The organism is Bradyrhizobium dasycarpum (assembly GCF_042019905.1).
In the GTDB taxonomy this organism is placed as follows: Bacteria; Pseudomonadota; Alphaproteobacteria; order Rhizobiales; family Xanthobacteraceae; genus Bradyrhizobium; species Bradyrhizobium japonicum_B.
In genome coordinates, this window is sequence record NZ_CP169574.1 from 112,139 (window position 1) to 130,594 (window position 18,456).

The 18,456-nt window shown below is 65.5% G+C and carries 13 protein-coding genes and 4 pseudogenes; 10 read left to right on the forward strand and 7 right to left on the reverse strand.

The features are described from left to right. Positions 1 to 149: 149 nt before the first annotated feature. From ACETMP_RS00515 to ACETMP_RS00525, 3 genes and pseudogenes are all read left to right on the forward strand, one after another. A pseudogene (locus ACETMP_RS00515) lies at positions 150 to 1,073 on the forward strand (LysR family transcriptional regulator). 144 nt (positions 1,074 to 1,217) lie between these two features. Next, entirely contained in the window at positions 1,218 to 1,373 is a 156-nt protein-coding gene (locus ACETMP_RS00520; RefSeq protein ID WP_007612486.1) for a hypothetical protein, read from the forward strand. A gap of 136 nt (positions 1,374 to 1,509) precedes the next feature. Beyond that, on the forward strand, positions 1,510 to 2,439 hold the full coding sequence (locus ACETMP_RS00525; RefSeq protein WP_375159519.1) for an aspartyl/asparaginyl beta-hydroxylase domain-containing protein: 930 nt from the start codon (positions 1,510 to 1,512) through the stop codon (positions 2,437 to 2,439). Positions 2,440 to 2,610: 171 nt separating this feature from the next. Here ACETMP_RS00525 and ACETMP_RS00530 read toward each other — a convergent pair whose 3' ends face one another. Next, the gene (locus ACETMP_RS00530; RefSeq protein ID WP_375159520.1) at positions 2,611 to 3,153 is read right to left on the reverse strand and encodes a Spy/CpxP family protein refolding chaperone; all 543 of its coding nucleotides are present in this window, start codon (positions 3,151 to 3,153) and stop codon (positions 2,611 to 2,613) included. On the opposite strand from ACETMP_RS00530, the gene ACETMP_RS00535 reads away from it, so the two are divergent. After that, a complete protein-coding gene (locus ACETMP_RS00535; protein WP_375159521.1) occupies positions 3,152 to 3,385 on the forward strand; it encodes a hypothetical protein in 234 nt (77 codons plus the stop codon). The two genes, ACETMP_RS00530 and ACETMP_RS00535, sit on opposite strands and share 2 nt — an antisense overlap. Positions 3,386 to 3,494: 109 nt before the next feature. On the opposite strand, the gene ACETMP_RS00540 is transcribed toward ACETMP_RS00535, so the two are convergent. The 3 genes from ACETMP_RS00540 to galE all read right to left on the reverse strand — a co-directional run bounded on the left by ACETMP_RS00540 (position 3,495) and on the right by galE (position 7,169). After that, positions 3,495 to 4,196: a fumarylacetoacetate hydrolase family protein gene (locus ACETMP_RS00540; RefSeq protein WP_375159522.1), complete on the reverse strand. Its 702-nt coding sequence runs from the start codon at positions 4,194 to 4,196 to the stop codon at positions 3,495 to 3,497. Positions 4,197 to 4,231: 35 nt separating this feature from the next. Then, a complete protein-coding gene (locus ACETMP_RS00545; protein WP_375159523.1) occupies positions 4,232 to 6,037 on the reverse strand; it encodes an ABC transporter ATP-binding protein in 1,806 nt (601 codons plus the stop codon). Between the two features lie 118 nt (positions 6,038 to 6,155). Further along, positions 6,156 to 7,169 (reverse strand): UDP-glucose 4-epimerase GalE, encoded by a 1,014-nt coding sequence (galE, locus tag ACETMP_RS00550; RefSeq protein ID WP_028137556.1) that lies wholly within the window; start codon positions 7,167 to 7,169, stop codon positions 6,156 to 6,158. 126 nt (positions 7,170 to 7,295) lie between these two features. Here galE and ACETMP_RS00555 point away from each other — a divergent pair, with 126 nt between their 5' ends. Continuing rightward, positions 7,296 to 8,333 carry a glycosyltransferase family 4 protein gene (locus ACETMP_RS00555; protein ID WP_375159524.1) on the forward strand — a complete coding sequence of 346 codons (1,038 nt, stop codon included), beginning with the start codon at positions 7,296 to 7,298 and terminating at the stop codon, positions 8,331 to 8,333. A gap of 176 nt (positions 8,334 to 8,509) precedes the next feature. On the opposite strand, the pseudogene waaF reads toward ACETMP_RS00555, so the two are convergent. Next, positions 8,510 to 9,579 (reverse strand): annotated as a pseudogene (waaF, locus tag ACETMP_RS00560) (lipopolysaccharide heptosyltransferase II). A 156-nt stretch (positions 9,580 to 9,735) separates the two neighbouring features. Here waaF and rfaD point away from each other — a divergent pair. The 5 genes and pseudogenes from rfaD (at position 9,736) to ACETMP_RS00585 (ending at position 16,552) form a co-directional block, all read left to right on the forward strand. Continuing rightward, a pseudogene (gene rfaD, locus ACETMP_RS00565) lies at positions 9,736 to 10,717 on the forward strand (ADP-glyceromanno-heptose 6-epimerase). Positions 10,718 to 10,729: 12 nt separating this feature from the next. Further along, positions 10,730 to 12,214, forward strand: coding sequence for a D-glycero-beta-D-manno-heptose-7-phosphate kinase (gene rfaE1 / locus ACETMP_RS00570; RefSeq protein WP_375159525.1), 1,485 nt, complete (start codon positions 10,730 to 10,732; stop codon positions 12,212 to 12,214). Continuing rightward, entirely contained in the window at positions 12,211 to 13,497 is a 1,287-nt protein-coding gene (locus ACETMP_RS00575; protein ID WP_375159526.1) for an O-antigen ligase family protein, read from the forward strand. The genes rfaE1 and ACETMP_RS00575 overlap by 4 nt, the downstream gene beginning before the upstream one ends. A gap of 84 nt (positions 13,498 to 13,581) precedes the next feature. Next, complete coding sequence (locus ACETMP_RS00580; RefSeq protein WP_375159527.1) at positions 13,582 to 15,495, forward strand: SDR family NAD(P)-dependent oxidoreductase; 1,914 nt, start codon at positions 13,582 to 13,584, stop codon at positions 15,493 to 15,495. A gap of 43 nt (positions 15,496 to 15,538) precedes the next feature. Then, positions 15,539 to 16,552 (forward strand): NAD-dependent epimerase/dehydratase family protein, encoded by a 1,014-nt coding sequence (locus ACETMP_RS00585; RefSeq protein WP_375159528.1) that lies wholly within the window; start codon positions 15,539 to 15,541, stop codon positions 16,550 to 16,552. On the opposite strand, the pseudogene ACETMP_RS00590 reads toward ACETMP_RS00585, so the two are convergent. Together ACETMP_RS00590 and ACETMP_RS00595 are read right to left on the reverse strand one after the other, a co-directional pair. Continuing rightward, positions 16,473 to 17,493: pseudogene (locus tag ACETMP_RS00590) on the reverse strand (glycosyltransferase family 4 protein). The gene ACETMP_RS00585 and the pseudogene ACETMP_RS00590 sit on opposite strands and share 80 nt — an antisense overlap. Beyond that, positions 17,490 to 18,449: a lysylphosphatidylglycerol synthase transmembrane domain-containing protein gene (locus tag ACETMP_RS00595; protein ID WP_375159529.1), complete on the reverse strand. Its 960-nt coding sequence runs from the start codon at positions 18,447 to 18,449 to the stop codon at positions 17,490 to 17,492. Before ACETMP_RS00595 ends, ACETMP_RS00590 begins: the two are co-directional and overlap by 4 nt. Positions 18,450 to 18,456 lie beyond the last annotated feature (7 nt).

Sequence of the window (18,456 nt, forward strand, 5' to 3'; positions counted from 1 at the left end):
TGCGACGGGCCGGTCGCGAATATCCGCTGTCCGGCAGACACTCTTTCGCCGCGCGAACGAATGCGGGGGCGGCCGCCCCGGCGGTGGTTGTCGAGCTTGCGGCGAGCGCCTAGCCTGCGAGCGGAAGCTCAGGGGGCGACGGGAAGGGAATGGATCGTCTTGATGCGATGAAAGTGTTCGTCCTGGCCGTGGACGAGGGCAGCTTGGCTGGCGCCGGGCGCAAGCTCGGCCGCTCGCCGGCTGCGGTGAGCCGGGCCATCGCGTTTTGGAAGAACGCGTCGGCGCCGTACTGCTGCACCGGACGACTCGCGCGATCAAGCTGAGCGAGGAGGGGGAACGCTATGCCGCGATTTGCCGCCGTGTGCTCGCCGAGCTCGAGGAAGCGGATGACATCGCGGCTGGACCGCGCACCGCACCGCGCGGCCTGCTCACGATCACGGCTCCGGTGGTCTCGGGGGAAATGGTCTTGCGGCCGATCCTCGATGCGTTCCTCGATGCTTATCCGACCGTGTCGGCCAAGCTGCTGTTGTTCGACCGGGCGGTCAACCTGATCGAAGAGGGCATCGATATCGCGCTTCGCATCGGGCCTCTCGCGGATTCTGCGATGATCGCGATGCGAGTCGGCGAGATCAGCCGCATCGTCGTGGCAGCACCGCGCTATCTCAAGCAGCATCCACACATCAACGAGCCCGGCGATCTCGCCAAGCACCAGATCGTGGCGATGGCGCACCTGCCCAATTCCTGGACCTTTGCCCCGCAGGCCGGCACGTCAGTGCCGCGCACGGTTCAGTTCACACCTCGGCTTGTCGTCAACAGCACCTATGCGGCGGTAGCCTCCACGGTCGCTGGGCGCGGCGTTGCGCGGATGTATTCGTACCAGGTGGCCGAGCAGGTCGCCCGCGGCGAGCCTCGAGATTGTACTGGCTGGTGATGCGGATCCTGAAATGCCGGCCCACCTGATTTGCCCGCAGGGCCGGCTCGCGGTGCCGAAGGTGCGCGCCTTCGCCGATTTTGCCGTGCCCCGGCTGAAGAAGCAGTTTTCGCAGCTGAGGAAGAGCATCAAGGCGCGCTGAGCGGCCGGCGCCTGGCAATGCGTTGTTTTGCGTATACGGCCGCCTCGCTGAATCGGGCCATGTTCCCGAACGGTTAACGCCGAATTTACGGATCAATCCTAGCCTGTCTCGGCCGGGGTTACTCGCAAGGCCGAGGTGAGCCCAATGGAAGCCCAGAGAATCGCCGTCGATGCCGTCGTCGCGCTGACCGATTGCGACCGCGATGCCGTCATCGCCTTCATCCGCCGTCTCTATCTGGCCGGCGTCACCGATCCCAAGCGCCTGACCTTCAAGGGTCTCCAGGCGCTGTCCCGGGCGTGACCTGGGTCGATTGACCGCCCCAGGTCCGCCAATCTGCTCTCCCCAGTGTGAACGCAACCCAGCAGCGAGTATCTTGTCGCACACGTTCGGCCGGAGTAGATGACGTCCCCGGCTGGGTTCACTGGGGAACGGGGAGATGTTGAAACAGCTTTTTGCGCCGCAACTTGTCATTCTTTACGTGCTGGCGGCCTCGACGATTTACGTTCACTTCCGCGGCAAGCAGCGGCTGCGTTTTGCCCGCCAGCTCGGCGATCACTCGACCTATCTGGCACCTTACAATGTGCTGATGTATGCGGGCTCGGCGGTGCCGAACAAGCCGGTGATCCCGGTCGAGCAGTTTCCGGAGCTGAAGCCGCTGAGCGAGAATTGGGAGACCATCCGCGACGAGGCCGTGCGCCTGTTCGACGAAGGTTTTATCCGCGCGGCGGCCAAGAACAATGACTGGGGTTTCTACTCGTTCTTCAAGAGCGGCTGGAAACGGTTTTACCTGAAATGGTATGACGACTTCCTGCCCTCGGCGAATACGTTGTGCCCGAAGACGGTTGAGCTGCTCAAGTCGATCCCGAGCGTGCACGGCGCGATGTTCGCGATGTTGCCGCCGGGCGGCAAGCTGGGTGCGCACCGAGACCCCTTCGCGGGCTCGCTGCGCTATCACCTCGGCCTGGTAACGCCGAACTCGAACAAGTGCCGCATCCTGGTCGACGGCGTCGAATGCGTCTGGCGCGACGGCGAAGCCTTCATGTTCGACGAGACCTTTATTCACAGCGCCGAGAATGCGACCGACGTCAACCGCATCATTCTGTTCTGCGACGTCGAGCGCCCGATGAAGTTCGGCTTCATGACCGCAATCAACCGCTGGGTCAGCCATCACATCGTCAAGGCGTCGGCGACCCAGAACGTCGAGGGCGAGAATGTCGGCGTGCTCAACAAGGTGTTCGGCAAGCTCTACGAGATCCATCTCGCCAGCCGCAAGGTCAAGGAGTGGAACCGCAACGTCTACTACACGCTGAAATACGCTCTGGCGGCGCTGATCCTCGGCCTCATCGTGTATTCGGCGCTGAAATGATGTCGGTGCGTAGGGCGGATTAGCTTGCGGGCTGCGCGAACGCAATTCGCTGGCGTAATCCGCCATTCGGTGCATCGACAATCGACGCGTCCGATGTCGCGCAAAGCGTTGGCGGATGACGCCTCGCTAATCCGCCCTACGATCGCAGGACTTTACCTGCCGTCAGAGTTTTCAGTGGTGGTGCTTGTGCCCTGCGGCGCTGTCGGGACGCTGGTAGCCTCGCAACTCTGCATATCGCTGCATCTGGCTCTGATTGAGCACGGCGGCGGTCGACAGATGATATTTGAGATGGCTCTCGCGGAGCTGTCCCTGGGTTTCGGCAATGGCCCCGATGCTCGTCTTGAGCGCTTCCGACGTGACCGCACGGGACGAGAAAAGGTCTTCCAGCGCTCGCTCTTGTTCGACGAGCTTGTGACCCAGCGGAACGGTTTCCTGTTTCATGGCATCGAACAGTCGCCGGACCTCGATGCGTTGATCGGCTGTCAAGTTGAGGCTATCGCCGAGCTCGAGCACGTGGCTGGGACCGGGATATCCATTGAGCTCCGCAGCAAGAGCCAGGCCCATACCGCGTCCGGCGCGAAGATCGTCGATCTGCTGCTGTGACAGCGCCTTGATCGGGCGCCTTTCCATGCCGGCATAAGGGTGGCTGGACTGGGCGCTGGCGGCACTGCCGGCGAGGAGGAGAGAGGCGGCAAGCAGAAGGAGGCGGTTCATGAATCTGGCTCCGTCAAGTCGGGCCGGTCATGCCGAAGCATCGGACCCGGCTGCGACGCTACCCTATCGCGATCGAGTGGTCTCGGGCTTGAAATCTTGCTGGATCGTCCGGCCCATGGCAACAAACTTTGCCGCGATCAAATTGCCGAATGTGGAGCAGGTGATGGCCACCTTGCGGCGTGCCGCAGACAGCCATGCCAATCGGCCGGTGAAGGCCCTGGTAGTGTCGTAGGGCGGATCAGCGAAGCGTAGTCCGCCGTACAGTCGAGCAATAATCGACGTCACCGATTGCCGCGCGAAGGTGGCGGATTACGCTTCGCTAATCCGCCCTACGTTCGCACTTATTCCGGCTGGCCGATCGACACCTTCAGCGTGCCGACGCCGTCGACGCCGCATTCGAGCTTGTCGCCGGGTTGGAGCTGCGACACGCCGGCCGGAGTGCCGGTCATGATGATATCGCCGGCGGCAAGCTTCACCTGTTGCGAGAGCTGCCAGATGATCTCGGGTACGTTCCAGATCAGCTCGGTGAGGTCGCCCTTCTGGGCTTCCTTGCCGTTGACCGTGAGCCAGATCTTGCCTTTGGCGGGATGGCCGATCTTGGCGGCCGGCTGAATCGCCGAGCAGGGAGCGGAGCCGTCGAACGACTTGCCGATCTCCCAGGGGCGCTCCTTCTTGCGCGAGGCGATCTGGAGGTCGCGGCGGGTGAGATCGATGCCGACGGCGTAGCCGTAGACGTGATCGAGCGCCTTGTCGGCGGGGATGTTGAGGCCACCGCTCTTCATGGCCACGATCAGCTCGACCTCGTGATGCAGATCCTTGGTCAGCGGCGGATAGGGAATCGTGGCGCCATCGGGCACCAGCATGTCGGCATGCTTGGCGAAGAAGAACGGCGGGGCGCGCTCGTCATTGCCCATCTCGCGGATGTGCTCGAGATAATTGCGGCCGACGCACCAGATGCGGCGAACCGGATAACGGCCGCTTTCCCCGACGACGGGAAGCGAAGCCTGGGGCGGAAGCGGGATGACGTAGGAGGCGGCGTTCATGAAGCGGTCTCGCTGCTCTTGAGGTGGAACGAATTCTAGGCGGTTGCGCTGATCGGCGCCAGCGCGCCGGAATCGTGGTGGTGTTGCAGGCGGAAGAACGAGGCGTAGCGGCCGCCGCGGCGGAGTAGTTCGTCGTGCCGGCCCTGCTCGACGATCTCGCCACCCTCGACCACCAGGATGCTGTCTGCGTGCATGATGGTGTGCAGACGGTGGGCGATCACGATAGTGGTGCGGTTTCGGCACAGATGCTCGATCGCTTCCTGCACCTGCCGCTCGGACTCCAGATCGAGCGCCGCGGTGGCCTCGTCCAGGAGGATGACCGGCGCGTTCTTGATCAGCGCGCGCGCCACCGCGATGCGCTGGCGCTGGCCGCCGGACAGCTGCGTGCCGTGCTCGCCGACCGGGGTGTCGTAGCCGAGCGGGAAGCCCATGATGAAATCATGCGCGCAGGCCGCCTTCGCGGCCTCGATGATCTCGTCCTCGTTTGCGCCCGGCTTGCCGAAGGCGATGTTGCTCCGGATGGTGTCGCGGAACAGATAGACGTCCTGGCCGACATAGGCGGTCTGCGAGCGCAGCGATTTGCGCGAGACCGCGCCGATCGACTGGCCGTCGATCACGATGTCGCCCTGCGTCACCTCATGGAAGCGCAGCAGCAGCGCCAGCACGGTCGATTTGCCGCCGCCGGAGGGGCCGACCAGTGCGGTGACCTTGCCGGGCTCGGCGACGAAGCTCATGCGGTTGAGCACGGTCTCGCCGGCGCGGTAGGCGAAGCTGACGTCACGCAGCTCGATCCGCGCGTCGGTGAGCTTCAACGCGGGCTTGTCGTCGTCGGAGCGTTCGCTGGCCGGGCTGTCGACGACTTCGAGCAGCATGCGGGCGCCGACGAGCTGGCTGTTCAGATCGATGTTGAGCCGCGCCAGCCGCTTGGCCGGCTCGGTCGCCATCAGGAACGCGGTCATGAAGGAGAAGAACGCGCCGGGCGTGGCATTGAGCGCGACCACGCTGTAGCCGCCGTACATCAGGCAGCCGGCGACCGCGAAGCCGCCGAGCATCTCCATCAGCGGGTTGGAGCGGTTGGCGACGCGCGCCATCTTGTTGGCGTTGCGCTCGACGATCGCGATGTTCTCGTCGATGCGTTTCTGCATGATCTCTTCCAGCGTGAACGCCTTGACCGTGCGGATGCCCTGCAGCGATTCCTGCATCGTCTCCATGATGTCGGCGGTGCCGGTGAACTGGTTGTAGGCGAGACCCTTGATGCGCTTCACCAGCTTGCGCAGGACCAGCATCGCCGGCGGCACCGCGACGAGGCCGATGAACGACATCAGCGGATCCTGCCACACCATCACGCCGATCATGGCGAGCAGCATCAAGAGGTCGCGCCCGATGGCGTTGACCAGCATGTTGAGCACGTCGGTGATCGACTTGGCGCCGGCCGTCAGCCGCGCCAGGAATTCGGAGGAATGGCGCTCGGAGAAGAAACCGACGCTCTCGCGCATCAGTTTTGCGAAGAGCTGGCGCTGGTTTGTGGCGAGGATCGCGTTCGAGATCTTGGTCAGGATGACCATGTGGCCGTAGGTGGCCACGCCCTTGATGAAGAGCAGAGCGACCGTGATCCCCGAGAACATCGCGATGCCGGGGATGTTCTTGTCGACATAGGCCTGGTTGATGACCTGGCCGAGCACGTAGGTCGCGCACGCTGTCGCGGCCGCGGCCACCGCCATCAGCGCGAAGGCAACGAGGTAGCGCCGCCAGTAGACGATCCCCTGTTCCGTGACCAGGCGGCGCACCAGGGCCATTGCCGCATAGGGATCGTCGGTGATCTTCTTTGGAAACTGGGCCATCCGGGGTCCATTGACGGCGCAGGACAAAGCCTGCCCGCGCGTCAGGGATCGATGGGCCTCTGTGCCCGCTCAAGCGGGGTTTTTCAAGCCCAATTAAGGGCTTGCGCTTGGGATGATTCTAGGCCGAGGCGGCGTGGCGAAGCTCGCCATGGCGCTCGTGGAACAGCTTGTCCTCCCATGCCAAAGCGTGGGCCGCGATGGTCTCGAGGTCCTCGTATTGCGGCTTCCAGTCCAGCAGTCCGCGGATGCGGCTGGTGTCGGCGACCATGGTCATGATGTCGCCCGGCCGGCGCGGCGCGTATTGCACGGCAAAGCTGCGGCCTGACACGCGGCGCACGGCGTCGATGGTCTCCAGTACCGAATAGCCGCGGCCATAGCCGCAATTCAGCGTCGTCGAGGCGCCGCCGTTGCGCAGATAGGCGAGGGCCGAACGATGCGCCTGCGACAGGTCCGTGACGTGGATGAAGTCGCGAATGCAGCTGCCGTCGGGGGTCGGATAGTCGGTGCCGAACACGTCGATCTTGGCGCGCTGGCCGGTCGCGGCTTCCACCGCGATCTTGAGCAGATGCGTGGCGCCGACGGTGGCAAGGCCGATGCGAGCGTGCGGATCGGCGCCGGCGACGTTGAAATAGCGCAAGGTCACGTATTGCATGCCGTAGGCGGCGGCGACGTCGTGCAGCATGATCTCGGTCATCAGCTTCGACGAGCCGTAGGGCGACAGCGGCCGCGTCGGCGCGTGCTCGGGCACCGGGACCTGGTCCGGATTGCCATAGACGGCGGCGGTCGAGGAGAAGATGAAGCGATTGATACCGCGCTTGACCGCGACGTTCAGCAGGTTGCGCGCGGTCATGAAGTTGTTGCGGTAATAGCCGAGCGGATCGCGCATCGAGTCCGGCACGACGACCGACCCCGCGAAATGGATGATGCTTTCAATGTCGTGCTGCGCGATCACGCCTTCGAGCAGGTTCTCGTCGCCGGCATCGCCGATGAACAACGGCACGCCCTCAGGCAGATAGGCGGAGAAACCGGTGGAGAGATCGTCGATCACCACGACGTCCTCGCCGGCTTCCGCCAGCGCGAGCACCGTGTGACTTCCGATATAGCCGGCGCCGCCGGTGACTAGCACAGTCATGATCTCACCCGTCTTCGATCAACGCTGCAAGCTAACGTCTGCGTGGTGAAGAGGGGGTATCGGCGCGGCCGAACTGGTCACTATGCTTAATGTTGCGTATAGGGGGCCGGTCAAACGGAGCGCGACGTGGCCAATTCCCCCGGCGATCTCGAAGTGATCGTGCCAAATCTGCACAGGCGGTATTCCGGGGTCACCGCGACCAACCGGATGGTGGCGCCGCGGCTGGCGAAGCTGTATCGCGCCGCCTGGTTCGGCTCCGATGCGCCGGCCGGGATCGCGCGGCTCGGCATTGCCGATCTTCTCAGGCTATGGCGCCGCAAGGCGCCGCTGATCTGGCATGCGCGGCGCAACAACGAGATGATCGCCGGTGTCGTGCTGCGCGCGCTCGGCTGGCCCTTGAAGCTCGTGTTCACCTCGGCGGCGCAGCGGCATCATAGCTGGATCACGCGCTGGCTGATCCGGCGCATGGACGCGATCATCGCGACGAGCGACATCTCGGCCTCGTTTCTGAAGGTGAAGGCGACGGTGATCCCGCACGGCGTCGACACCGACGTTTACGCGCCGCCGATCGATCGCGCAGCTGCTTTCGCTGAAAGCGGTCTGCCGGGCCGCTATGCCATCGGCTGCTTCGGCCGCGTGCGTGCGCAGAAGGGCACAGACCTCTTCGTCGACGCGATGTGCCGCCTGTTGCCGCGCTATCCGGATTTCACCGCGGTCATCGTCGGCCAGGTCACGGCCGAGCAGACGCCCTTTGCCAACGACCTGAACAAGCGGATCGAGGCCGCTGGCCTGCAATCGCGCATCGTCATCACCGGCGAGCTGCCAATCGAGGCGGTGCAGCGCTGGTACCAGCGGCTGACGATCTACGCCTTCACCTCACGCAACGAGGGCTTTGGCCTGACGCTGATCGAGGCGATGGCGGCCGGCAGCGCACTGGTTGCCGCGCGCGCCGGCGCGGCCGAGCTCGTGGTCGAGGATGGTGTGAGCGGCGTGCTGATCCCGACGGGAGATGCCGACGCGCTGGCGACGGCCCTGGAGCCTTTGATGCGCGATGTGACGCTTGCGACGGCGATGGGCGAGCGGGGGCGGGCGCGGGTGCTGGCAAAGTTCAGCCTCGATGCCGAAGCGGCGCGGATCGGCGAGGTCTATCGGTCGCTGCTCTGAGCTGCCGCCCTCGGGGCCACCAACCAAAAACTGTGAAAACAACCCCATGCACAGTAGACGAGGCCAGCTAAATCAATGGCTTGGCGCCTGCGCAGTTTGCCGATTTCGCGAGGCTGGTTTGACACGTAGGACAAAACACCGGAACGCTGTCACCATCAGCGCAGGCTCCGCCCGGCTCACGTCGTCGTCTTCGCTCCCGCCTCGCTCAGCACCCGCTGCGCAATCGCCGCCACCTCGCTCGCCGCGATATTCCGCATGCACCTGTGGTCGTTCATCTTGCAGATCGTGCTCTGGCAGGGCTGGCAGGACAGCACCTCCTTGTCCTGGACCACGGTGGCGGCGAGGCCGTTGAGCGGCGCCCAGAGATAGGGGCTGGTCGGGCCGAAGATGCCCATGGTGGGCGTGCCCAGGGCGGCCGCGATGTGCATCAGGCCGGAATCGTTGGAGATGGCGACACCGGCGGCCGCCATGGCCAGCACGCCGTTGCGCAAGTCGTTGCCGGTGAGGTCCCGCACGCCGGGGCCGCCTGCCGCCACGATCTCCTGGGCGAGGCCCTTTTCCGCGGGGCCGCCGACCACCCACACCTCCAGCCCGCGCCCGGCCAGCAGGCGGGCAGCCTCGGGATAGTACGTCCAGCGCTTTGAGACGCCCACGGAGCCGGGAGCGAGCGCCACCGCAGCTCCGGCGCCGAGGCCGTTGGCCTGCCGCCAGCGGACGATGTCCGCGGCCGGGACCCGCAATTGCGGCACCGGCCATTCCGGGGGCAGGGGGCCCCGTCGGGCTGGGCTAGGGCGGCGTTCTTGTCGATGAAGCGGGGCAGCCTCTTTTCGCCCCAGCGCCAGCGGTTGATCAGGCCGAACCGGAATTCACCGACGAAGCCAACCCGTTCGGGAATACCGGCCAAAGCGGGCGCGATGGCAGCCTTCCAGGTGCGCGGCAGCACCAGGGCGGTGCCGTAGTTTCGCTCGCGCAGCAGCTTCGCCAAGGCCAGCTGACGGCCCACGGCAAGCCGGCCGCGCGGCAGGTCCCAGACGATCCCCTCGCGCACACCGGGCATGTAATCGACCAAAGGGGCGCATAGCGACGTGGTGAGGAGATCGACCGGCCGGTTGGGCCAGCGTTCCTTCAGGACCCGGACGACGGTGTGATTCCGGACGAAATCGCCGATCCACATGTAGGGAATGATCAGAATCGGGCGGGTATCGCTCTGGTCGGGATCTTCACTAAGCTGTGAATTTTGGTTCATTCGTTGAAGGGGCCGCAATGATTTGGGCGGTTCGGTAGCCGCTCCCAGCCGGCAGGTAAAGCCGGCAAACCGCTCAATCCCAAAACCGCTTACACTTTAGCGACTCATGCGCTACGGCAGGACCGGATCGCAAAAAAATCGGGCAGGGATTTCGGAATGTTGCTGGTGACCGGCGGGGCCGGTTTTATCGGGTCGAATGTCGTGGCCGCGCTCAATGACGCGGGCCGCAGCGACGTCGTGGTTTGCGATCTGCTCGGCACCGACGGCAAGTGGCGGAACCTCGCCAAGCGCCAGCTTGTGGATATCGTTCCGCCGGCCGAATTGATGGACTGGCTGAAAGGCCGCAAGCTGGATGGCGTGATCCATCTCGGGGCGATTTCCGCGACCACGGCGACCGACGGCGACCTCGTGTTCGAGACCAATTTCCGTCTGTCGATGCGCCTTCTCGACTGGTGCACGGCAAGCGTGGTGCCCTTCATCTACGCCTCCTCGGCGGCGACTTATGGCAACGGCGAAAGCGGTTTCGACGACGACGCTTCGATCCCCGCATTGAAGAAGCTTCGGCCTATGAATCTCTACGGCTGGAGCAAGCACATGTTCGATCTTGCGGTCGCCGGGCGCGTGGCAAATGGCGATCCGCTGCCGCCGCAATGTGTCGGCCTGAAATTCTTCAACGTGTTCGGCCCCAACGAATACCACAAAGGCTCGATGATGAGCGTGCTGGCGCGCCGCTTCGACGACGTCAAGGCCGGCCGCGTCGTGCAATTGTTCAAATCGCATCGCGAGGGCATCGAGGACGGCGATCAGCGCCGCGATTTCATCTATGTCGATGACGTTGTGCGCGTAATCATGTGGCTCCTGGCGACGCCCTCGGTGTCCGGACTGTTCAACGTCGGAACCGGCAAGGCACGCAGCTTCAGGGACCTGATGCTGGCTGCCTATGCGGCGCTCGGCACCAAGCCCAACATCGAATATATCGACATGCCCGAGCAGATCCGTTCGGCCTATCAGTACTTCACCCAGAGCGAGGTCGATCGGCTCCGCCGCGCCGGCTATAACGGCGGCTTCACGACGCCTCGAGGACGCGGTGAAGGCCTTTGTCGGGGATTATCTCGACCGGCCCGACCGCTTCCGCTGAGGCTCCTTGACCATGCCGACGCCCATTCTCGATTTCGACGCTCTCGCGCAAGCCATCTCAAGCCGCACGGTGCTGTGCATCGGCGATATCATGCTGGACGAGTTCGTCTATGGCGAGGTGTCGCGGATTTCGCCGGAAGCGCCGACGCCAGTCATCACGGCGCAGCGCAGCGAGATCCATATCGGCGGCGCCGGCAACGTCGCGCGCAACGTCGCGTCTCTCGGCGCGCGCTGCATCTTCGTCGGCCTCGTCGGCGAGGACGATGCCGGTGCACGGCTCAAGACGGCGCTTGACGAGCTTGCTGCGATCGAAAGCGTGCTGGTGTGCGATCCCGCGCGCCCGACCACGCGAAAGGTCCGCTTCGTCTCCGAACATTTTTCCACGCACATGCTGCGCGCGGATTGGGAGCAGGCGGCGCCTGTATCCGATGAGGTCGAGACCAAGCTGATCGAGGCGATCCTGCCGCAGATCGCGCGCGCCGACCTCGTGCTGCTTTCGGACTACGCCAAGGGCGTGCTGACGGCGCGCGTCATCCGCCACACCATCGACGCCGCGCGAAAGCTCGGCAAGCCCGTAATCGTCGATCCCAAGAGCCTGAACTGGGCGATCTATCGCGGCGCCACGCTGCTCACGCCCAACCGCAAGGAATTTTCGGAAGCGACGCGCAGCCGCGCCGACACACCGCAGAACATCGTCGATGCCAGCGAGGACGTGATGCGGCTCGCCGATTGCGAGGCGATCCTGGTCACCCAGGGCGAGCACGGCATGACGCTGGTGCCGCGCAGCGGCGAGGCCGTTCACGTTCCGGCTTTCCCGGTGAAAGTGCGCGACGTCTCTGGGGCCGGTGACACCGTCGCTGCCGCCCTAGCGGTGTCGCTTGCGGCCGGCGCGGACTGGGACACGGCATTGCGCATGGCCAACGCCGCGGCCGCCGTCGCGGTCGGCAAGCAGGGCACCGCCAGCGTGAGCGCGGCCGAGCTGCGCCGCAAGATCCTGCCGCATGCCAGTCTCGCGGCCGAGGAAAAGATCGTGCTCGATCCGGCCGCGCTCGACGCCCAGCTCGTCGAGTGGAAGAGGCAGGGCCAGCGCGTCGGCTTCACCAATGGCTGTTTCGACATCCTGCATCCCGGCCACGTCAAGGTGCTGACCGCGGCGCGTGCAGCCTGCGACCGGCTGATCGTGGGCCTCAACAGCGACGCCTCGGTGCGGCGGCTCAAGGGCGCGGAGCGGCCGGTCCAGGACGAGCGCGCGCGAGCCGAGGTACTGGCCGCGCTGGAGGCCGTCGATCTCATCGTCATCTTCGAGGAAGACACGCCGATCGACCTGATCAGGCGGATCAAGCCCGGCGTGCTGGTGAAGGGCGGCGACTACACCCGCGAGCAGGTGGTGGGCCACGAGGTCGTCGAGCAAGCGGGCGGGGCGGTCGTGCTGGTCGACATCCTCCAGGGCTTCAGCACGACGGCACTGGTGCATCGCGCTCGGGGAGGAGGCAAGTGACGGTGCTCGCACGCGAGACGACCGGCGAAAGGTTGCTTCGCCGTCTGCGCAGCCCGGCCGCCTGGCGCGAGACGGTCGATATATTCGCGGTCCTGACCGCGGCCTCGCTGCCCTGGTCGACCTCGCTCGCGGGGATCTTCAACGCGCTGATGCTGGTGTGCATCGTGCCGTTCCTCGACATCCGCGCGCTCCTGGAGTCCTTGAAGCGTCCGATCTGTGCGGCGCCGATCGCGCTCGTGCTGCTGGCGCTGGTGGGGACACTCTGGTCGGACGCGACCTGGGGGGCGCGCTTGTATGCGGTCAATCCGACCGTGAAGCTGCTCGTGCTGCCGTTGCTGCTCTATCATTTCGAGCGCTCGCCCCGCGGCCACTGGATCTTCATCGCCTTTCTGGTGTCCTGCGCCTTGTTGTCGGTGATGTCCTGGCTGGTCGCCTTCTACCCCAACCTCGCGCTCAAGTCCGGTCCGCCCGAGCGCGGCATCTTCGTCAAGAACTACATCGACCAGAGCCAGGAATTCGCGCTTTGCGCGGTCGCGCTGGCCTATCCGATCGTGACGTTGCTGCGCGAGAAGCGCTACTGGCTCGCCGGACTGCTGACGGCGCTGGCGCTGAGCTTCTTCGTCAACATGACCTTCGTCGTGGTGTCGCGTACCGCGCTCGTCACCATCCCGATCATGCTCGGCGTGTTCGCGCTGCTCCACCTCAAATGGCGCAGCATCGCGATCATCTCCGCCGCTCTGCTCGCCGGCGCCGTTCTGGCCTGGCAGGCTTCTCCGCAATTGCGCCATACCGCCGAGAGATTTACCGACGACTACGCGGGCTATGTGGAAAGGGGCGAGGCGACCTCCCTGGGCCTGCGGCTCGAATTCTGGCGGAAGTCGCTGAGCTTCTTGGCAGAGGCGCCGATCATGGGGCACGGCACCGGCTCGACGCGCGGATTGTTCGAACGCGCCGCGGCGCCGGCCGGTCAGAACCGGGCCTCGGCCGAGGTGATCGGCAATCCCCACAACCAGACGCTCAACGTTGCCGTGCAATGGGGGGCGATCGGCATCCTCATTCTCTATGCGACCTGGATCCTGCATCTGCTGTTGTTTCGCGGCGACGGGCTTGCCAACTGGATCGGGCTGCTGGTGGTGGTGCAGAACGTCTTCACATCGCTGTTCAATTCCCATCTGTTCGACTTCCATGAGGGCTGGATGTACGTCATCGGCGTCGGCGTGGCGGGCGGCATGGTGATCCGGGCACAACGGGGCCAGGCGAAGATGGGGGAAGCCGGTTCCTGAGCGGCCGCGCGGCTGGCAAGTCTGGTTCAGATGGGCTATCAGCGCGGTCAGGTTGCATCTAACTGGATTTTCATCGGTCGGCGGATGACGCGTTTATCGCATCTCACCTCGCGCAATTTCCTGATCGCGCTCCACGATGTGCTGGCGACGACGGCGGCGCTTTTCGCGGCCTTTTACGTGCGATTCGAGGGCGGCGACGGCTTCTACGAGCGTTTGCCGCTGCTTTTCCAGATCCTGCCCTATTTTCTTGTCTTCAGCGTCGTCGTGTTCTTCGTCTTGAACCTGACCACGACGAAATGGCGCTTCATCTCGCTGCCTGACGCGCTGAACATCATTCGCGCGGCGACCGTGCTGACGGTGGCCCTGCTCGTGCTCGACTACATCTTCGTTGCCCCCAACGTTCGCGGCGCCTTCTTCCTCGGCAAGGCGACGATCGTCCTCTACTGGTTCCTGGAGATCGCCTTCCTCAGCGCCTTGCGCATGACCTATCGCTATTTCCGTTATACGCGGGTGCGGCGCCATGCGAGAGGCGGTGATGCCGCGCCGACGCTGCTGATCGGCCGCGCCGCGGACGCGGAGGTGCTGCTGCGCGGCATCGAGAGCGGGGCGATCAAGCGGATCTGGCCGGTCGGCGTCTTGTCGCCGTCGTTTTCGGACCGCGGCCAGTTCATCCGCAACCTGCCGGTGCTGGGCGGCATCGACGATGTCGAGGACATCATTGCGGACTTCGCCAAACGCAACAAGCCGATTGCCCGCCTCGTGATGACTCCGTCGGCGTTCGAGCCGGAGGCGCATCCGGAATCGGTCCTGATGCGGGCGCGCAAGTTGGGTGTAATCGTCAACCGGATGCCCTCGCTCGAGAGCGGCGACACGCCGCGGCTCACCGCCGTCGCGGTCGAAGATCTCCTGCTGCGGCCGAGCGAGGCGATCGACTATGCCCGCCTGGAAGCCCTGATCAACGGCAAGGCGGTGATCGTCACCGGCGGCGGCGGCTCGATCGGTTCCGAGATCTGCGAGCGTGTCGTCGCTTTCGGCGCCGCGCGGCTCCTCATCGTCGAAAACTCCGAGCCGGCGCTCTACGCGATCACGGAACGGTTCGCCGCGCGGGGTGTGGCAGCCGAGATCGAAGGGCGGATCGCCGACATTCGCGATCGCGAGCGCATCATGCGCCTGATGGCCGAGTTCAGGCCGGATATCGTGTTCCATGCCGCCGCACTCAAGCACGTGCCGATCCTCGAGCGCGACTGGAGCGAGGGCGTCAAGACCAATATCTTCGGCTCGATCAATGTCGCCGATGCCGCGCACAGCGCCGGCGCCGAAGCCATGGTGATGATCTCGACCGACAAGGCGATCGAGCCGGTGTCGATGCTCGGCCTCACCAAGCGCTTTGCCGAGATGTACTGCCAGGCGCTCGATCGCGATCTCGCTGCAGCCAGCGGTGGCGCCAGGTCGCCGATGCGGTTGATCTCGGTCCGGTTCGGCAACGTGCTGGCATCGAACGGCTCGGTGGTGCCGAAGTTCAAGGCCCAGATCGAGGCCGGCGGCCCGGTCACGGTGACGCATCCCGACATGGTCCGCTACTTCATGACCATCCGCGAAGCCTGCGATCTCGTCATCACCGCGGCCACGCACGCGCTCGGCGCGCAGCGTCCCGATGTCTCGGTCTACGTGCTCAACATGGGCCAGCCGGTGAAGATCGTCGATCTCGCCGAGCGCATGATCCGCCTCTCCGGACTGCAGCCCGGCTACGACATCGAGATCGTGTACACGGGCATGCGGCCGGGCGAGCGCCTGTATGAGATCCTGTTCGCCTCCGAGGAGCCGACCCGCGAGATCGGGATTGCCGGCATCATGGCCGCACAGCCGAACGAGCCGCCGATGCAGACGCTGCGCAAATGGATCGGCGCGCTGGAGCAGGCCGTCGCGCGCGAGGACCGCGCCACCATCAGGACCATCCTGAAGGACGCGGTGCCGGAATTCGGGTCGACGGCGGCCTGACCATGCCGGTCGATGGGTTGCGCGCTGTCCTGTCGGAGCAACGATGAGCGAGACGAAGCCGGTCGCGCTGGTGACGGGAGCGAGCGGCTTCGTCGGTCGTCACGTCGTGCGCGCATTGACATGCGAGGGCTGGTCGGTTCGCCGCGCGGTGCGCAGCTCGGAAGGGGCTGACGGCGAGGTCGTGATCGGCTCGATCGGTCCCGAAACCGATTGGCAGGCGGCGCTCGAGGGCGTCGACGCCGTCATCCATCTGGCCGCACGCGTGCACTACAAGAACGACGAGCACGCGGCCGAGCTCTACCGCAAGGTCAATGTCGAGGGCACGCTGCGCCTGGCAGGCTGCGCAGCAACGGCTGGCGTGCGTCATTTCATCTTCATCAGCACCGTTCTGGTACATGGCCGCAGCAATGATGGCCGCGCGCCGTTCAGCGAGAACGACTCGCCGACGCCGCGTGGCCTCTACGGCACATCCAAGGCCGCGGCCGAGGCGGGCTTGAGGACGCTGGCGCGCGACGTCGACATGAAAATCTCGGTGATCAGGCCACCGCTGATCTACGGCGCGCACGCCAAGGGCAACTTCCCGCTGCTGGCGCGCGCAATCAGGCTGGGGCTGCCGCTGCCCTTTGCGGCGATCCGCAATCGCCGCAACTTTCTTGCCGTGCAGAACCTGTCGTCATTCATCCTGCATCGGCTACGCCATCCTGACACGGCGAGCAATTTCGAGATCTTCCTGCTGGCCGACCGGGAGCGGGTCTCGACGCCTGAATTCATCGCCTGCATGGCGCGAGCCTCCGGCAAGACTGCCCGGCTGTTCGGCGTCCCGCCGAACCTGCTCGGCGCGGTGCTCCGCGTGATGGGCCGTCAGGAGATGCAGGACGGGCTGATCGGCTCGCTCGAGCTCGACATCTCCAAGGCGATCGCCACCGGATGGCAGCCGCAGGTCTCCCTCGAGGAGGGGTGCGGCTGGCGCTGTCGGATCAGGACGCCTGAGGGCGGGAAAAGCGCCGCAGCACGAAACCGACGGCGACCGCGCCTGCAACCAGGGACGCAACAATGATCGTCGTCGAGCCGGCGCGAACGGTGACGATGGCAAGCATCGCCAGCACGAGATTGAGCGCGAACACCTCGCCGATCACCTGCGGGACCGTGAACCCGTTGTCGGTTGCGCGTTGATAGAAGTGGGTGCGGTGCGCCGACCAGAATGGCTCGCGCCTGATGATGCGCCGAAACAGCGTGATGGTGGAATCCGCAAGGTAATAGGCCGGCAGCAGCAGTGCTGCGGCGGGTTGGCCGTGCCAGGCGAGCTCCAGCAGGCACCAGCCGAGCAACAGGCCGATCGGCAGGCTGCCGACATCGCCGAGGAAGACCTTTGCGACCGGACGGTTGAACGGCACAAAGCCGAGCATGGCGCCGCACAGCGCGGTGGCGAGCAGCACGGCCGGCCACGGGAGACCTCCCGAGCATTCCCAGCAGCAGCAGGGCGGCGGTGACCGGCACGACTTCCGCCACCGTCATCAGGTCCAGCCCGTCCATGAAGTTGACGAGGTTCACGAACCAGACACCGGCAAGGACGACGAGGCCGCGCTCCAGGGGCAGCGGCAGCGCCGGCACGATGCGCGCGCTCTCGGGCGCGGTCAATACCACGGCGCCGACGCAGGCGGCCTGCAGCACCAGCCGTACCAGCACGGGCAGGGACACGATGTCGTCGGCGAAGCCGACCAGCGCGATCACGACCGTCGCAGCGACCAGCGCCGGCGGGATCGCGACATTGGCTGAGGCCCCCCAGAGCGAGGCGACGATCAGCGTCGCGGCGAGCACCGCGATGCCCGCGCCCTGCGGGGTCGGGACGCGATGCGAGGACCGTGCATTCGGCCGCGCCAGCGCGTAGCGCTGCAACAGGGGACGGCTGATCCAGGTGACGAGCCCCGAGATCAGCGCTGCGGCCGCGACGGCAAGCAGCAGGGCGGCGCCGGGAAGCGCATCGGCGGCCGAGCTCACTCCGGCACCCCGATCGGAGCGGTGCCTTGCGCGGCCTTTTCGGCGCTGAGGATCCAGACCAGGCCACCGACCGCGCCGACGATGAAGAACACGGCGCCGTACAGCAGCGAGATGTTGACGCCCTCGTTGGCGGCAAGTCCGGCGAAGCCGAACGCCAGGCCCATCGTGGCTTCACGCACGCCCCAGCCGGCGATCGAGATCGGCATCATCGTGATCAGCATCACGGGCGGCACGAGCAGAAAGACGTCGCTGAAGCGAACCGGGGCCGCAATCGACTGCACCACGCACCAGGCGATGACGACGGCGAGCACGTGAACGAGGATCGACAGGAGCGCGATCACCGGTCCGCGGCTGCGATTGAAGATCACGCGGTTGGCGATCACCGCGCAGGCGTGAAGATGATGCGTGGCCCACCAGGTCTTGAGCCAGCGCCATTTCAGGGCGCCGAAGATCAGGAAGCCGACGCCGCCGGTGAGCGCCAGGAGGTCGATGAGCAGCAGCGCCGAGCGCCCGTGCGGGTCGGTGATGAGGGTGTAGCTCCAGGGCAGGCTCGCGACGATGAGAATCGCCAGCGCGATCAGGCCGATGGCGCGGTCGACGAAGATCGAGTAGGTGGCCGCACGCCAGCCGGCGCCGGCGCGCGCGACCAGCCACAGCCGGACCGCGTCGCCGCCGATCGCCGACGGCAGGGTCTGGTTGAAGAACGAGCCGATCACGTTGTAGCGCATGGCACGGCCGAGCTCGAGCGGCGCGCCGCAGACAGCACTGATCTCGCGCCAGCGCAGCACGCCGACGAGGATCTGCAGAAACGTGATCGCGATCGCCACGCCGATCCAGAGCAGGCTGGTCACGGTGAAACGCGAAAACAGCTCGGATAGGTCGACCTTGCGCAGCGCCAGATAGAGCAGCGCCGCGGAAATCGTGATTTTGGCCGCGGAAAGCAGGATTCGGCGCATTTCGCCC